Origin of the sequence: Streptomyces sp. TN58 (assembly GCF_001941845.1) — a bacterium.
Classification (GTDB): domain Bacteria; phylum Actinomycetota; class Actinomycetes; order Streptomycetales; family Streptomycetaceae; genus Streptomyces.
Map to the genome: position 1 here is coordinate 5,350,949 of NZ_CP018870.1, position 16,552 is coordinate 5,367,500.

At 70.5% G+C, this 16,552-nt stretch carries 12 protein-coding genes; 9 read left to right on the forward strand and 3 right to left on the reverse strand.

Translation table 11 applies throughout. From position 1 onward, the window contains the following. Window positions 1-38 precede the first annotated feature (38 nt). The gene (locus BSL84_RS24495) at window positions 39-3,995 is read right to left on the reverse strand and encodes a type VII secretion protein EccC (protein WP_030027125.1); all 3,957 of its coding nucleotides are present in this window, start codon (window positions 3,993-3,995) and stop codon (window positions 39-41) included. A 196-nt stretch (window positions 3,996-4,191) separates the two neighbouring features. On the opposite strand from BSL84_RS24495, the gene eccD reads away from it, so the two are divergent. From eccD to BSL84_RS24525, 6 genes are all read left to right on the forward strand, one after another. Then, window positions 4,192-5,709 carry a type VII secretion integral membrane protein EccD gene (gene eccD / locus BSL84_RS24500; RefSeq protein ID WP_075971121.1) on the forward strand — a complete coding sequence of 506 codons (1,518 nt, stop codon included), beginning with the start codon at window positions 4,192-4,194 and terminating at the stop codon, window positions 5,707-5,709. 182 nt (window positions 5,710-5,891) lie between these two features. Beyond that, the gene (gene rpsO, locus BSL84_RS24505; RefSeq protein ID WP_030011220.1) at window positions 5,892-6,179 is read left to right on the forward strand and encodes a 30S ribosomal protein S15; all 288 of its coding nucleotides are present in this window, start codon (window positions 5,892-5,894) and stop codon (window positions 6,177-6,179) included. A 306-nt stretch (window positions 6,180-6,485) separates the two neighbouring features. Then, complete coding sequence (locus BSL84_RS24510; protein ID WP_030027122.1) at window positions 6,486-8,714, forward strand: polyribonucleotide nucleotidyltransferase; 2,229 nt, start codon at window positions 6,486-6,488, stop codon at window positions 8,712-8,714. Beyond that, on the forward strand, window positions 8,711-10,090 hold the full coding sequence (locus tag BSL84_RS24515) for a M16 family metallopeptidase (protein ID WP_030027120.1): 1,380 nt from the start codon (window positions 8,711-8,713) through the stop codon (window positions 10,088-10,090). The genes BSL84_RS24510 and BSL84_RS24515 overlap by 4 nt, the downstream gene beginning before the upstream one ends. 26 nt (window positions 10,091-10,116) lie before the next feature. Further along, window positions 10,117-10,869 (forward strand): 4-hydroxy-tetrahydrodipicolinate reductase, encoded by a 753-nt coding sequence (gene dapB, locus BSL84_RS24520; protein ID WP_075971122.1) that lies wholly within the window; start codon window positions 10,117-10,119, stop codon window positions 10,867-10,869. A gap of 14 nt (window positions 10,870-10,883) precedes the next feature. Further along, window positions 10,884-11,336, forward strand: coding sequence for a hypothetical protein (locus BSL84_RS24525; RefSeq protein WP_075971123.1), 453 nt, complete (start codon window positions 10,884-10,886; stop codon window positions 11,334-11,336). Window positions 11,337-11,388: 52 nt separating this feature from the next. Here the strand turns inward: BSL84_RS24525 and BSL84_RS24530 are convergent, their stop codons facing one another. After that, window positions 11,389-11,958: a hypothetical protein gene (locus BSL84_RS24530; protein ID WP_075971124.1), complete on the reverse strand. Its 570-nt coding sequence runs from the start codon at window positions 11,956-11,958 to the stop codon at window positions 11,389-11,391. A 48-nt stretch (window positions 11,959-12,006) separates the two neighbouring features. Then, window positions 12,007-12,246 carry a hypothetical protein gene (locus BSL84_RS24535; RefSeq protein ID WP_030029652.1) on the reverse strand — a complete coding sequence of 80 codons (240 nt, stop codon included), beginning with the start codon at window positions 12,244-12,246 and terminating at the stop codon, window positions 12,007-12,009. Window positions 12,247-12,470: 224 nt separating this feature from the next. Between BSL84_RS24535 and thyX the strand changes: the two genes are divergently transcribed. The 3 genes from thyX to BSL84_RS24550 all read left to right on the forward strand — a co-directional run bounded on the left by thyX (window position 12,471) and on the right by BSL84_RS24550 (window position 16,120). Beyond that, the gene (gene thyX / locus BSL84_RS24540) at window positions 12,471-13,211 is read left to right on the forward strand and encodes an FAD-dependent thymidylate synthase (protein WP_030029651.1); all 741 of its coding nucleotides are present in this window, start codon (window positions 12,471-12,473) and stop codon (window positions 13,209-13,211) included. Between the two features lie 200 nt (window positions 13,212-13,411). Continuing rightward, a complete protein-coding gene (gene dapA, locus BSL84_RS24545) occupies window positions 13,412-14,311 on the forward strand; it encodes a 4-hydroxy-tetrahydrodipicolinate synthase (protein ID WP_030029650.1) in 900 nt (299 codons plus the stop codon). 123 nt (window positions 14,312-14,434) lie between these two features. Continuing rightward, window positions 14,435-16,120, forward strand: a complete 1,686-nt coding sequence (locus BSL84_RS24550; protein WP_030029648.1) for a ribonuclease J — start codon at window positions 14,435-14,437, stop codon at window positions 16,118-16,120. Window positions 16,121-16,552: the final 432 nt, after the last annotated feature.

Below are 16,552 nucleotides of genomic sequence, written 5' to 3' on the forward strand. Positions count from 1 at the left end.
GGTGCCGGACACCCGGCACCCGGCAGCGGCCCCCCGGCTCACATGGCGCCCGGCATCCGGCCGAGCTGGACCAGAGACGTGCCCCGACGCCGCGAGACGAAGTACCCCCGGCCCGGCGGCATCGGCCGCGGCCGGACGGTGCCCACCAGATCGCCCTCCGCGGGATCGCCGGACAGGACGATGCCCTGCGCGCCCAGCTCCTTGATCCGCTGCATGAACGACTCGTACATCGAGCGGGAGGCACCCGCCGTGCTGCGCGCGATGACGAAGCGGACACCCGTGTCGCGGGCGAAGGGCAGGTACTCCACCAGCGGCGCCAGCGGATTGCCCTGGCTCGTCGCCACCAGGTCGAAGTCGTCGATGATGATGTACACGTCCGGGCCCGTCCACCAGCTGCGGTCGCGCAGCTGCTGCGGGGTGACGTCCGCGGGCGGCTGCCGCCGCGAGAACACCCCGCCCAGCGCCTCCATGTGCGTCTGCAGCGAGTTCGCCATCGGCGCGTACTCCAGCAGGTGCGCCTCCGGCAGCGACCCCAGCAGCGTCCGCCGGTAGTCGCCGACGACCAGACGCGCCTGGTCCGGCGTGTACCGCTCCGCGATCTGCTTGGCGATGAGCCGCAGCAGGTTCGTCTTGCCGGACTCGCTCTCGCCGAACACCAGCAGGAAGGGGTCGCTCTCGAAGTCGACGAACACCGGCTCCAGATCGGTCTCGTCGATGCCGATCGCGATCCCGCGCTCGGGGAACTCCCCGCCCTTGGGCAGCTGGTCGGAGTGGAGCAGCCGCGGCAGCAGCCGCACGCCCGGAGCCGCCGGCCCCGCCCAGTTCTGCCGGACCGCCTCAACGAACGCCGCCGTCGCCTCCGACAGGTCGCCGGCCTCGTGGCTGCCGTCGATCCGCGGCAGCGCGCCCAGGAAGTGCAGCTTCTCCGCCACCTGGCCGCGGCCCGGCATCCCCGTGGGGACGTTCGCCGCGACCTTCCGGTCGAACTCCGAGTCCATCGTGTCGCCCAGCCGCAGCTCCAGCCGGCTGAGCATCTGGTCCTTCAGCGCCGCCCGGACCTCCATGTACCGGCCCGCGGTGATCACCACGTGGATGCCGTAGCCCAGACCGCGCGCCGCGATGTCCGTGACGACCTGCTCCAGCACCTCGTACTCGCCGCGGAAGTTGCCCCAGCCGTCGACGACCAGGAACACGTCCCCCCACGGCTCGTGCGGCAGGTCGCCCGCCGCCCGCCGGCGGCGGTAGGTGCCGATCGAGTCGATGTTGTTCGCCCGGAAGAACTCCTCGCGGCGGTTGAGGATCCCGCCGACCTCCGCGACCGTGCGCCGCACCCGCTCCGGGTCCAGACGCGAGGCGATACCGCCCACGTGCGGCAGGTCCGAGACCGCCGACAGGCTGCCGCCACCGAAGTCCAGCCCGTAGAACTGCACCTCGCGCGGGGTGTGGGTGAGCGCGAAGGAGGAGATCAGCGTCCGCATCAGCGTCGACTTGCCCGACTGGGGACCGCCGACCACCATCATGTGGCCCGCCGCACCGGAGAAGTCCCGGTACAGCACCTCGCGCCGCTGCTCGAACGGCTTGTCGATCAGGCCGAGCGGCACGATCAGCCCGCCCGGGCGCGTGTAGCCCTCCGCGTGCAGCCCGCGCTCCGCGCTCGGCGCCAGCGCCGGCAGCAGCTGGTCCAGCGGCGGGGCCTGGTCGAGCGGCGGCAGCCACACCTGGTGCGCCGGCACGCCCTGGCCCTCCAGCCGGCTCACGATCACGTCCAGCACGGTGTCCGCGAGTGCGTCGTCCTCCCGCGCCGACCGCGCGGCCAGGTACGCCGGGTCCGGCGCCGCGTACACCACCGGCACGGGCGCCGCCGTGAACAGCGCGGGGCGCCGCTCCACCGGGAACTGCCCCACCGACAGGTCCGGCCCGCCCGAGCGGTAGGTGCCCGACACGTACGCCGCCTTGAAGCGGACCATCTCGTCCGTACCGAACTTCAGATAGCCCGAACCGGGCACCGACGGCAGGTGGTAGGCGTCGGGAACACCGATCGCCGTCCGCGACTCCGCCGCCGAGAAGGTCCGCAGACCGATCCGGTACGACAGGTAGGTGTCCAGGCCGCGCAGCTTGCCCTCCTCCAGCCGCTGCGAGGCCAGCAGCAGGTGCACGCCCAGCGAACGGCCGATGCGGCCGATCTGGATGAACATGTCGATGAAGTCGGGCTTCGCCGTCAGCAGCTCGCTGAACTCGTCGATCACCAGCACCAGCGACGCCAGCGGCTCCAGCGGCGCGCCGGCCGCGCGGGCCTTCTCGTAGTCGTGGATGTTGGCGTAGTTGCCCGCCGAACGCAGCAGCTCCTGACGGCGCTGCAGCTCACCGCGGATCGAGTCGCCCATGCGGTCCACGAGCGTGAGGTCGTCCGCGAGGTTGGTGATGACGGCCGCGACGTGCGGCATCTGCCCCATGCCCGTGAAGGTCGCACCGCCCTTGAAGTCGGCGAGCACGAAGTTCAGCGTCTCCGAGGTGTGCGTGACCGCCAGGCCCAGCACCAGCGTGCGCAGCAGCTCCGACTTGCCGGAACCGGTCGCGCCGACACACAGGCCGTGCGGGCCCATGCCCTCCTGCGCGGCCTCCTTGAGGTCCAGCATGACCGGCGCGCCGTCCTCGCCGACGCCGATCGGCACACGCAGCCGCTCACCCGCGGACCGCGGCCGCCAGGTCCGCGCCACGTCGACCGCGGCCGCGTCGCCCAGGTTCAGCAGGTCCGTGAAGTCCAGGTTCGCCAGCAGCGGCTCGTCGTCGTCCCCGCCGCCCGTGCGCAGCGGCGCCAGCTGCCGTGCCAGGGCCTCCGCCGCGGGCAGCGACAGGGTGTCCGGCACACCCTCGTACGCGACCCCGCCGCCCGACTCCAGACGCAGCCGGCCCGGCCGCACCACGACCGACAGGCCGCCGCGCGGCTCGTCCAGCTCGCCCGCGACCACCTCGACGATGGTGACGCCCTGAAGGCCCTCGGCCGCCGCGAACACCGAGTCCGGGGGCACCATGCCGCCGTCCAGCACGACCACCAGGTGCGGCTGGTCCAGCACCGGGGACACGTCGCGGCTGAACCGCGGACGCCCCTCCAGCCGCGACGCCAGCATCCCCTCCAGCTCGGCGAGGTCGTCGCCGAACAGCCGCTTCGTACCCGCCCCGTCGACCTGCCCCGGCAGCTGCGTGTGCGGCAGCCACTTCGTCCAGTCCCACGAGGGCACCGCACCCGGCGCGGCCACCACGGCCACCATCAGGTCCTCGGGGGAGTGCAGCGTCGCCAGCTGCGCGACCAGCGCCCGCGCCGCGCCCCGCGCCGACTCCGGCTCCCCGGACACCGCCACGTGGTAGAAGGCCCGCATCGACACCGCCATCGGCAGCCCCTCCAGCGAGGAGTGCACCTTCAGGAAGCGCTGCATCGCACCGGCCGTCAGCGGCTCCAGCTCGTCCACCGGCGCCGTCTCCGGCGCCACCAGCGGCGTCGCCAGGCGCTGCGCGCCCAGCCCCAGCCGGGCCTGGCCGAAGTCCGGATCGCCGACCCGCCGCTCCCACAGCCGCGAACCGTCCGCCACCACCGACCACAACTGCTCCGGCGACGGGTGCAGGTAGAGCTGCGCGTCCCGCTGCGCCCGCGCCGTGCGCCGCACCTGACGGCGCGTCTGGGCGAGGTACTTGAGGTAGTCCCGGCGCACATCGGCCATTTGCCCCTGCGTACCGCGCCGGTAGCGCACCAGCTGGGCCACGACCATGCCCACCGTCGACGCCAGCATCAGCACACCCATGATGCGCATGAAGGGGGCCGCACCCGGCATGAAGAAGAAGACGACGGAGGAGCCCATGCCGAGCATCGGCAGGAGCTGCATCAGCATGCCCTCCTGCTGCCCGCGCGGCAGTTCGGGAGGAGCTTCCAGCTTCAGCTCCTCCGAGGGGACCTCGGGCGGCAGGGACCGCGGCGGGCGTTTGACGACGATCTGGCTCACCGGAGCATCAATCCCTCGAAAACGGACGGGACGTCGCAACCGGCGCCCCCAAGTCCCGGGCGCGAAGGGGGTATCCCCCACGCGACGGTGATCCTACTTGCCGACTGTCGCTCATACGCCCGGTAGGGTGTCGCGCGCAGCATGCGCATCCGCGAATCGAGCACGGGCGCGGGCACCAACCAAGGGGGTCACGCAGGTGAGTACGGCCGGGACGACGGGTTTCTGCAGGGTCACCGTCGTGGCCCCCGACAGCCGCATCGACGTCGCCCTCCCCGAGGACATCGCCGTCGCCGACGTCTACCCCGAGCTGCTGCGCCTCACCGGCCAGACCCAGCCCGTCGGCGCCCCGACCGGCTTCCACCTCGTACGCCGCTCCGGAACCGTCCTCGACGGCGCACGCACCCTCGCCGCCCAGCAGGTCCTCGACGGCGAGGTGCTGAGCCTGCGCCCCTTCGCCGAGTCCCTGCCGCCGGCCGTCTTCGACGACGTGTCCGACGCCGTCGCCTCCGCCGTCGTCCGCGACCGGCACCGCTGGAGCGACGACATGCTGCGCGGCGCCGGGCTGGCCGGCGCGGCGGTGCTGCTCGTCATGCTGGGCTTCGTCCTCTGGTACGCCGACCCCGTCCGCCACGACATGCACGGCCTGCCCGGGATCATCGCCGGCGCCGTCGGCGTCCTGCTCACCGCCGTCGCCGGGGTGCGCGCGCGCGTCTACCGCGACCGCCTCTCCGCCGTGGCCCTGGGCCTCGGAGCCCTCCCGCACCTGCTGATCGCCGGATCCGGGATCATCGGCCCCGCCGTCGGCGACGGCCCCGGCCGGCTCCAGTTCCTGCTGGGCTGCGTCTGCGTGCTGGTCGCCTCCGTCGCCCTGGTCGCGCTCACCCCCAGCGGCGACGCCCCCTTCGTCGCGGCCACCTTCGTCGCCGCCACCGGCACCCTCGCCACCTTCGCGGCGATCGCCACCGAGGCCTCCGCCACCTCCGCCGCCGCCGTCTGCGCACCCGTCGCCATCGGCCTCGTCGCCTTCCTCCCCGGCCTGTCCGCGCGCTTCGCCCGGCTGCCCATCGGCTACGCCGCCCCGCAGAGCGCAGCCGACGATTACGTCGACCATGCGGTGAGCCCCGACCGCTACGAGACCGCCCCGTACGGCGACCAGGCCGACGCCGACCAGCACGAGCAGGGCACCCCCCTCGACGCCGAGGCGATCGCCGCCCAGGCCCGCCGCGGCCACGAGATGCTGCTCGGCCTGGTCGCCGGCTGCGCCGCGGTCGCCGTCGGAGCCGCCGCCGTCCTCGGCTTCTCCGACAACACCTGGGGCCGCCTCCTCGCCCTGGCCACCGGGCTCGCCATGCTGCTGCGCGCCCGCCTCTTCCGCTACACCTCCCAGGTCGTGTGCGCCCTGACCGCCGGCCTCGCCGCCGTCGCCCTGCTGATCCTGGGCCTCTCCCTGCACCCGCCGCAGGCCCTGCTCGAAGCCCTCGTCCTGGAGCAGGACCGCAGCGGCCTGGACCTCCGTACGATCTGGCTCACCGCGGCGGTCGCCGCCGGCGCCGCCCTCCTCGCCGGAATTGCGCTTGTCATCCCCCGCAAGGGCCTGTCACCCTTCTGGGGAAGGCTGCTCGACCTCACCGAGGCGGCGGTCCTGCTCAGCCTGGTGCCCCTGACCCTGGCCGTGCTCGACGTCTACGCCCGGGCCCGCGCTCTCACCAGCTGAGACGGGGCCGAGCGGCAGCCTGGTACGCTGTGTGACGGCCGTTTGTGTACGCGTCCCCCGGATTCCCTGCGAAGGGGTCTGTGGACTGCGCTCAGCGGACCCCGCCTCCCGAGTAACGGAAGCTCCCCAGAGACTCAGACCTGGGGCACTCGGTGGCAACGAAGACCAAACGAGGAGTACGCGTGCCGCTCGACGCCGCTACGAAGAAGCAGATCATCACCGAGTTCGGTGCCAAGGAGGGCGACACCGGCTCCCCCGAGGTCCAGGTCGCGATGCTCTCCCGCCGGATCTCGGACCTGACCGAGCACCTCAAGACCCACAAGCACGACCACCACTCCCGTCGTGGTCTGCTGATCCTGGTCGGCCAGCGCCGCCGCCTGCTGCAGTACCTGGCCAAGAAGGACATCCAGCGCTTCCGTACGCTGGTCGAGCGCCTCGGCATCCGCCGCGGTGCGGCCGGCGCCAAGTAAGACGCCGTGAAGGGAGCGGTTCCCACATCCGGGGGCCGCTCCCTTTGCTGTACGTGCGGTACGGACCGGTCCCTTTGTAGTCTGGAACGGACGCACGTGTACGTCCGACGACGAGACGTGCACAACTGAAGAGGAGGAGCGCCCTCCCACGCCGCCGGTCCTCGGTAGTGGCACCCGGAATGCCCACGCGGGCAACGAACCGGGTGCTTCGATCGAAGACCGGCCAGCACGCCAGGAGCGCTTCTCCGCAACCGTCCTCCGCCACACGGGCGGCGGACGGAGACGACGAAAATGGAGAAAACGCTAGTGGAGAACGAGACCCACTACGCCGAGGCCGTCATCGACAACGGCTCCTTCGGCACCCGCACCATCCGCTTCGAGACGGGCCGCCTGGCCCGCCAGGCCGCCGGCTCCGCCGTTGCCTACCTGGACGACGACACGATGGTGCTGTCCGCCACCACCGCGTCGAAGAAGCCCAAGGACCAGCTCGACTTCTTCCCCCTCACGGTGGACGTCGAGGAGCGGCAGTACGCGGCCGGCAAGATCCCCGGCTCCTTCTTCCGCCGCGAGGGCCGGCCCTCCGAGGACGCGATCCTCACCTGCCGCCTGATCGACCGCCCGCTGCGCCCGTCCTTCAAGAAGGGCCTGCGCAACGAGATCCAGGTCGTCGCCACCGTCATGGCGCTCAACCCGGACCACCTGTACGACGTCATCGCGATCAACGCCGCGTCCGCGTCCACGCAGCTCGCCGGCCTGCCCTTCTCCGGCCCGATCGGCGGCGTCCGCGTCGCGCTGATCCGCGGCCAGTGGGTGGCGTTCCCGACGCACACCGAGCTTGAGGACGCCGTCTTCGACATGGTCGTCGCGGGCCGCACCCTGGAGGACGGCGACGTCGCGATCATGATGGTCGAGGCCGAGGCCACCGAGAAGACCATCGCCCTCGTCAAGGGCGGCGCCGAGGCGCCGACCGAGGAGATCGTCGCCGCCGGCCTCGACGCCGCGAAGCCGTTCATCAAGGTCCTCTGCAAGGCCCAGTCGGACCTCGCCGCCAAGGCCGCCAAGCCCGAGGGCGAGTTCCCGGTCTTCCTGGACTACCAGGACGACGTGTACGAGGCCCTCGCGGCCGCCGTCAAGGGCGAGCTCTCCCAGGCGCTGACCATCGCGGGCAAGCAGGACCGCGAGGCCGAGCTGGACCGCGTCAAGGAGATCGCCGCCGAGAAGCTCCTCCCGGCCTTCGAAGGCCGCGAGAAGGAGATCTCCGCCGCGTACCGCAGCCTGACCAAGGCCCTGGTGCGCGAGCGCGTCATCAAGGACAAGGTCCGCATCGACGGCCGCGGGATCACGGACATCCGTACCCTCGCCGCCGAGGTCGAGGCCATCCCGCGCGTGCACGGCTCGGCGCTGTTCGAGCGTGGCGAGACCCAGATCCTGGGCGTCACCACCCTCAACATGCTCCGCATGGAGCAGCAGCTGGACACCCTCTCCCCGGTGACCCGCAAGCGCTACATGCACAACTACAACTTCCCGCCGTACTCCGTCGGCGAGACCGGCCGCGTCGGTTCGCCGAAGCGCCGCGAGATCGGCCACGGCGCGCTCGCCGAGCGCGCGATCGTGCCGGTCCTCCCGACCCGCGAGGAGTTCCCCTACGCGATCCGCCAGGTGTCCGAGGCCCTCGGCTCCAACGGTTCGACGTCCATGGGATCGGTCTGCGCCTCCACCATGTCGCTGCTGAACGCCGGTGTGCCCCTCAAGGCCCCCGTCGCCGGTATCGCCATGGGCCTGATCTCCCAGGAGATCGACGGCAAGACCCACTACGTCGCCCTCACCGACATCCTCGGTGCGGAGGACGCCTTCGGCGACATGGACTTCAAGGTCGCCGGCACCAAGGAGTTCGTCACCGCGCTCCAGCTGGACACCAAGCTCGACGGCATCCCGGCCTCCGTCCTGGCCGCCGCCCTCAAGCAGGCCCGCGACGCCCGCCTCCACATCCTCGACGTGATGATGGAAGCGATCGACACGCCGGACGAGATGTCCCCGAACGCCCCGCGGATCATCACCGTCAAGATCCCGGTGGACAAGATCGGTGAGGTCATCGGCCCCAAGGGCAAGATGATCAACCAGATCCAGGAGGACACCGGCGCCGAGATCACGATCGAGGACGACGGCACCATCTACATCGGTGCCGCCGACGGCCCGGCCGCCGAGGCCGCCCGCGCCACGATCAACGGCATCGCCAACCCGACCATGCCGGAGGTCGGCGAGCGCTACCTGGGTACGGTCGTCAAGACCACCACCTTCGGTGCCTTCGTCTCCCTGCTCCCCGGCAAGGACGGCCTCCTGCACATCTCGCAGATCCGCAAGCTCGCCGGTGGCAAGCGCGTGGAGAACGTCGAGGACGTGCTCGCGGTCGGCACCAAGGTCCAGGTCGAGATCGCCGAGATCGACCAGCGCGGCAAGCTCTCCCTGATCCCCGTGATCGAGGGCGAGGCCGACGCCGCCTCCGAAGACGCTGACAAGGACGACTCCGACAAGTGACGTCGCGTAGTTCCCGTGTGACGGCCCGCCCCTCTTCGGAGGGGCGGGCCGTCGCCCGTACCCAAACCCTGCTCAAGGGGCAGAACGGCATCGGCACCGTCCGCCGCACCGTCCTGCCCGGCGGACTGCGCGTCGTCACCGAGACGCTGCCCTCCGTCCGCTCCGCCACCTTCGGCATCTGGGCCCACGTCGGATCCCGCGACGAGACGCCCGCGCTGAACGGCGCCACGCACTACCTGGAGCACCTCCTCTTCAAGGGCACGCACAAGCGCAGCGCCCTCGACATCTCCTCCGCGATCGACGCGGTCGGCGGCGAGATGAACGCCTTCACGGCGAAGGAGTACACCTGCTACTACGCCCGGGTGCTCGACACCGACCTGCCGCTCGCCATCGACGTGGTCTGCGACATGCTCACCGGCTCGCTGATCCGCGAGGAGGACGTCGACGCCGAGCGCGGTGTCATCCTCGAAGAGATCGCGATGACCGAGGACGACCCGGGCGACATGGTCCACGACCTGTTCGCGCAGACCATGTACGGCGACACCCCGCTGGGCCGCCCCGTCCTCGGCAGCGTCGACACGATCAACGCCCTCGGCGCCGACCGGATCCGCCGCTTCTACAAGAAGCACTACGACCCGACCCACCTGGTCGTGGCCGCCGCCGGCAACGTCGACCACAACAAGGTCGTACGCCAGGTCCGCACCGCCTTCGAGAAGGCCGGCGCCCTCACCCGCACCGACGCCGAGCCGATCGGCCCGCGCGCCGGCACCCGCCGCATCCGCACCTCCGGCCGCGTCGACCTGGTGAGCCGCAAGACCGAGCAGGCCCACGTGGTCCTCGGCATGCCCGGCCTCGCCCGGACCGACGAGCGCCGCTGGGCACTCGGCGTACTCAACACCGCCCTGGGCGGCGGCATGTCGTCCCGCCTCTTCCAGGAGGTCCGCGAGAAGCGCGGCCTCGCCTACAGCGTGTACTCGTACACCTCGGGCTTCGCCGACACCGGCCTCTTCGGCGTCTACGCGGGCTGCCGCCCCAACCAGGTCCACGACGTGCTGCGGATCTGCCGCGACGAGCTCGACAAGGTCGCCGCCGACGGGCTCGGCGACGACGAGATCAGGCGGGCCGTCGGCCAGCTCTCGGGGTCCACCGTCCTCGGGCTGGAGGACACCGGCGCGATCATGAACCGCATCGGCAAGAGCGAGCTGTGCTGGGGCGACCAGATGTCGGTCGACGACATGCTGGCCCGGATCGCCGCGGTCACCCCGGACGACGTCCGCGCGGTCGCACAGGATGTACTGGCCCAGCGGCCCTCGCTCGCGGTGATCGGCCCGCTCAAGGAGAAGCAGGCCGCCCGTCTCGACGAAGCGGTCGCCTAGATCCGTACGGCAAGTTAGGAAGCACTATGAGCAAGCTGCGCGTGGCAGTCCTCGGCGCCCAGGGCCGCATCGGCTCCGAGGCGGTCAAGGCGGTCGAGGCCGCAGAAGACATGGAGCTGGTCGCGGCACTCGGCCGCGGCGACAAGCTGGAGACGCTGGCCGAGGCCGGCGCCCAGGTCGCGGTCGAGCTGACCACCCCCGCCTCCGTGATGGAGAACCTCGACTTCCTCGTCCGCCACGGCATCCACGGCGTGGTCGGCACCACCGGCTGGACCGAGGACCGCCTCGCCCAGCTGGACTCCTGGCTCGCCGCCTCCCCGAAGACCGGTGTGCTCATCGCACCGAACTTCTCCATCGGTGCCGTCCTCACCATGAAGTTCGCCGCCCAGGCCGCCCGCTACTTCGAGTCCGTCGAGGTCGTGGAGCTGCACCACCCCAACAAGGTCGATGCCCCGTCCGGCACCGCGACCCGTACCGCGCAGCTCATCGCGGCCGCCCGCGCCGAGGCCGGCCTCGGCGCGCAGCCCGACGCCACCGCCACGGCGCTGGACGGCGCGCGCGGCGCCGACGTCGACGGCGTCCCCGTCCACGCCATCCGCCTGCGCGGCCTGCTCGCGCACCAGGAGGTCCTCCTCGGCGGCGAGGGCGAGACCCTGACCATCCGTCACGACTCCCTGCACCACAGCAGCTTCATGCCGGGCATCCTGCTCGGCGCGCGCCGCGTGACGCAGATCCCGGGCCTCACCTTCGGCCTGGAAAACTTCCTCGACCTGGGCTGACGGACTGATTCACGATGCGCGCGAAGATCACGTACCTCATCACGGCCGCCGTCCTGGTCGTCTACTTCGTCCTGGTCGGCGGCCGGGGCCTGCTGCTGATCCGGCAGGGAACATGGCTCACCGTCACCTTCGGCGTGGCCGTGCTGATCCTGCCGCTCATCGGGATCTGGTTCCTCTGGAAGAACACACAGTTCGTCACCAAGGCCAACCAGCTCGCCGGTGAGCTGGAGGCCGAGGGCGGCCTGCCCGTGGACGAGCTGGAGCGCGACCAGTACGGCCGGATCCTGCGGGACTCCGCCGACGAGGTCTTCGCGCGCCGCAAGGCCGAGACCGAGGATGCGCCGGGGGACTGGCGCAGCTGGTTCCGGCTCGCCGTCGCCTACCACGACGCCCGCGACACCCCGCGGGCGCGCAAGGCCATGCAGCGGGCGATCGCCCTGCACGACAAGAAGCCCGTACAGGTCTGACACCTGTACGGGCTCCCCGTGGCGCCTCCCGGCAGATCCCGGGATCCGGCTGTCAGGCGGGCACGGGCCGGTACTGCTCGGCCCAGGCCCCGACCGTGTCCGCGGCCCGGTCGAAGGCCTCGGCCCGCGACAGGAAATCGGCGCTGTGGTCGGTCAGGAGCACCGGCGGCTCCTCCTCGCCGCGTGCGGACACGGTCAGCGCCTGCCCCTGCACGGTCCTCGGCAGTCCGAGCCAGCGCACCGGCTGCTGCACCGTGCGGATCTCGCCGACCTCGTGCCACGCGATGGTGCGGGTCGTGAAGAACCCGATGCGGCGCAGGCCCGTACGGCTCACCCAGACGCCCACGCGCAGCATTTGCAGTGCCGACGCGAGGACGGCGAGGGCGGCCACCAGGCAGGTGCCGGTCCCGGCCCAGCCTCCGCCGGCGAAGGCGACGATCATGGTGGCCAGCAGCATGAAGGCGGACAGCAGGAGCAGCACGGCGGCGATGGCCACACGCCAGGGCCCGGGCCGGTAGGGGCGCCGCCAGCGGTCGTGGTCGTCGTCGGCATGGGCCAGGACCTCGTCGCCGGCGTCATCCGCATCGGACACGCCGTCGGCCGTCAGGAAGGGCAGGGGCACGGCTGGACCTCACTCACATGCACGTTCGGTTGGGCTGTGCCCGTGAGGCTACCGCCCCTCGGACGCTGTCGACTGCTGCGACTTCTCCGCTGCCTTGTTCGGCTGCAGCGCCGGTATGCCGAAGAGCAGCGAGCCGGCCAGCCCCGCGACCACGGTCAGCCCGACCAGACTACGGGCGGCCAACTGGGCCTTGCCCAGCCGCTCGCGCGGCGGCGGAGTGATGTTGCTGCGGAACCGGTCGGCCTCGGCGACGAAGGCGAACGGAACAGGTTCGCGCCGGCGAAACATGAGAGCGAATCTCCTCGGGCTCGTTGCGGGTGTGTTGTGCCCTGTAGGACGAACGGGCCGCTCAATCGGTGCCGGATTTCGGGACATTCACCAGAATTCGTGGCTGTGTGTCAGCTGTCCGGGGCCGGTGCGCGGGCCGGGACCGAGGAAGAGCCTGCGCGGGGACCCGTGAGGGGCGCCGTAGAGTGGGCGCGCCCCAGGACGCACGTTTGGAAGGACCCCCGGTGAGCGAGACCGCCGCTTCAGATCTGAAACCCAGCTTCCGCAGCGACGTGACGGTGGAGCTGGTGAAGCACTCCGCCGCCGACTCCGACGTGCTGTGGGCGGCCCGCGTCTCCACGGCCGGCGAGCAGTCCCTGGACGAGCTCCAGAAGGACCCGGAGCGCTCCAAGGGCCTGATCAACTACCTCATGCGGGACCGCCACGGCAGCCCCTTCGAGCACAACTCGATGACCTTCTTCGTCAGCGCCCCGATCTTCGTCTTCCGGGAGTTCATGCGCCACCGGGTGGGCTGGTCGTACAACGAGGAGTCGGGCCGCTACAGGGAGCTCGAACCCGTCTTCTACGTCCCCGACGCCGAGCGCAAGCTCGTGCAGGAGGGCCGCCCCGGCAAGTACGTCTTCGTCGAGGGCACCGGCGCGCAGCAGGAGCTGACCACCCGCGTCATGGAGGACTCCTACGTGCGGGCCTACGAGGCCTACCAGGAGATGCTGGCCGCGGGCGTCGCCCGCGAGGTGGCCCGTTCGGTCCTGCCGGTGGGTCTCTTCTCCTCGATGTACGCCACCTGCAACGCCCGCTCGCTCATGCACTTCCTGGGCCTGCGCACCCAGCACGAGCTGGCGGCCGTCCCCTCCTTCCCGCAGCGGGAGATCGAGATGGTCGGCGAGAAGATGGAGCAGCACTGGGCGAAGCTCATGCCGCTGACGTACGCGGCGTACAACGCCAACGGTCGCGTTGCCCCGTAAGGGCGGTAACACCTACGGCGTACAGATGTACGGAGTCAAGTCCGAAGTGTCCGTATTGCGACGTTTCGGAAAGTTCATCTAGGCTGATCAAACGGACCCGGCACTGCTTGAACCCCCGAGCAGGCAGTGCCGGCGTCCAACACCCGGTTGACGTCCCCCGAGGGGACACCGCGAGCATGGCAGCGAGTAGCGTGTTACCCATGGCTCCGATCTCGACTCCGCAGACCCCCTTCGGGCGGGTCCTCACCGCCATGATCACGCCGTTCACGGCGGATGGCGCACTCGACCTCGATGGCGCGCAGCAGCTCGCCGTCCACCTGGTGGACGCAGGCAACGACGGCCTGATCGTCAACGGCACCACCGGTGAGTCGCCGACCACCACCGACGCGGAGAAAAACGACCTCGTACGAGCCGTCCTCGAAGCCGTCGGAGACCGCGCCCACGTGGTCGCCGGCATCGGTACCAACGACACCCGCCACACCCTGGAGCTGGCCCGCCAGGCCGAGCGCACGGGCGCCCACGGCCTGCTCGCCGTCACCCCCTACTACAGCAAGCCGCCGCAGGAGGGCCTCTACCGGCACTTCACGGCGATCGCCGACGCCACCGAGCTGCCGGTCATGCTCTACGACATCCCCGGCCGCAGCGGTGTCCCGATCGAGACCGAAACCCTGGTCCGGCTGGCCGAGCACCCCCGTATCGTGGCCAACAAGGACGCCAAGGGCGACCTCGGCCGTGCGAGCTGGGCGATCGCGCGCAGCGGCCTCGCCTGGTACTCCGGCGACGACATGCTGAACCTGCCGCTCCTGTCGGTGGGCGCCGTCGGCTTCGTCTCCGTCGTCGGCCACGTGGTCAGCCCCGACCTGCGCGCCATGCTGGAGGCCCACCTGGCCGGGGACGTCCAGAAGGCCGCCGAGATCCACCAGAAGCTGCTGCCCGTCTACACCGGCATGTTCCGCACGCAGGGTGTGATGACCACCAAGGCCGCGCTGAGCCTGCAGGGCCTGCCCGCCGGCCCGCTGCGGCTCCCGCTGATCGAACTGACCGGCGAAGAGACGGCCCAGCTCAAGATCGATCTTGCCGCGGGCGGGGTACACCTCTGACAACAGACTTCACAACTCAATAAGCACGACCGAACAAATACAGAGCAGACAACAGCAAGTGCACGAATGACATGCGCGCCACGTGCCTTCCGGGTACGTGGCGTGCGTGGTGAGGAGACACTTTTGAGCCATCCGCATCCGGAACTCGGTCCGCCGCCGAAGCTGCCCAAGGGCGGCCTCAGGGTCACCCCCCTGGGTGGCCTCGGTGAGATCGGCCGCAACATGACGGTCTTCGAATACGACGGCCGGCTCCTGATCGTCGACTGCGGCGTCCTCTTCCCCGAAGAGGAGCAGCCGGGCATCGACCTGATCCTGCCGGACTTCTCGTCCATCCGGGACCGCCTCGACGACATCGAGGGCATCGTGCTCACGCACGGTCACGAGGACCACATCGGCGCCGTTCCGTACCTCCTGCGGGAGAAGCCGGACATCCCGCTGATCGGCTCCAAGCTGACGCTGGCCCTCATCGAGGCCAAGCTCCAGGAGCACCGCATCCGCCCCTACACCCTTGAGGTGAAGGAGGGCGAGCGGGAGAACCTCGGCCCCTTCGACTGCGAGTTCATCGCGGTCAACCACTCCATCCCGGACGCCCTGGCCGTGGCGATCCGCACGGGCGCGGGCCTGGTCGTGGCCACCGGCGACTTCAAGATGGACCAGCTCCCGCTGGACCGGCGCCTCACGGACCTGCACGCCTTCGCGCGTCTGAGCGAGGAGGGCATCGACCTCCTGCTGTCGGACTCGACGAACGCCGAGGTCCCCGGCTTCGTCCCGCCGGAGCGGGAGATCTCCACCGTCCTGCGGAACGTCTTCGCCAACGCCCACCACCGGATCATCGTGGCCAGCTTCGCCAGCCACGTGCACCGCATCCAGCAGATCCTCGACGCCGCACACGAGTACGGCCGCAGGGTCGCCTTCGTCGGCCGCTCGATGGTCCGCAACATGGGCATCGCCCGCGACCTGGGCTACCTCCGGGTCCCGGCCGGTCTCGTCGTGGACGTCAAGACGCTCGACGACCTGCCGCCCGAAGAGGTCGTCCTGGTCTGCACGGGCTCCCAGGGCGAGCCGATGGCGGCCCTGTCCCGCATGGCCAACCGCGACCACCAGATCCGGATCGTCCCCGGTGACACCGTGATCCTGGCGTCGTCCCTGATCCCGGGCAACGAGAACGCGGTCTACCGCGTGATCAACGGCCTCACCCGCTGGGGCGCCAACGTCGTGCACAAGGGCAACGCCAAGGTGCACGTCTCGGGCCACGCCTCGGCCGGCGAGCTGCTGTACTTCTACAACATCTGCAAGCCGCGGAACCTGATGCCGGTCCACGGCGAATGGCGCCACCTGCGCGCCAACGCCGAGCTGGGCGCCCTGACGGGCGTACCGAAGGACCGGATCGTGATCGCCGAGGACGGCGTGGTCGTGGACCTGGTCGACGGCAAGGCCAGGATCTCCGGCAAGGTGCAGGCCGGCTACGTGTACGTGGACGGCCTCTCGGTCGGCGACGTCACGGAGTCCTCGCTCAAGGACCGCCGGATCCTCGGTGACGAGGGCATCATCTCGGTCTACGTCGTGGTGGACAGCACCACCGGCAAGGTGGTCAGCGGCCCGAACATCCAGGCCCGCGGCTCCGGCATCGACGACGGGGCCTTCGGCTCGGTCATCACCAAGATCGAGGAAGCCATCGCCCGCGCGGCGGCCGACGGCGTCGCCGAGCCGCACCAGATCCAGCAGCTCATCCGCCGCACGATGGGCAAGTGGGTCTCGGACAGCTACCGCCGGCGCCCGATGATCCTCCCGGTCGTCGTCGAGGTCTGATCCACCCCGCCGTAGCGCCGTCACCGGAGCGGGGCAACCGGATTTGCATCCGGGGCCCCGCTCCAGTACGTTTACGGCTCCACCCCGCAGAACAGCCCGGCACACACGTGTGTCCGGGCAGAGTCATGCGGGCGGGTGGGAATCAGACGCCGGGGACACCTGATAAAGTCTGATCCGCCCGAAAAGGAAAGGCCCTCCAACGGCCACCGAATTCAAATCCGAGTCGGTAAACGATGCGGAAATGGTCTGGTAAGGTTGGAATCGCCGGAAAGGGAAACGCGAAAGCGGAAACCTGGAAAGCGCCGAGGAAATCGGGCCCGAAAGAGTCTGATAGAGTCGGAAACGCAAGACAGCAGAACGAAAGCCCGGAGGAAAGCCCGCGAGGGTGAGTACGAAGGAAGCGTCCGTTCCTTGAGAACTCAACAGCGTGCC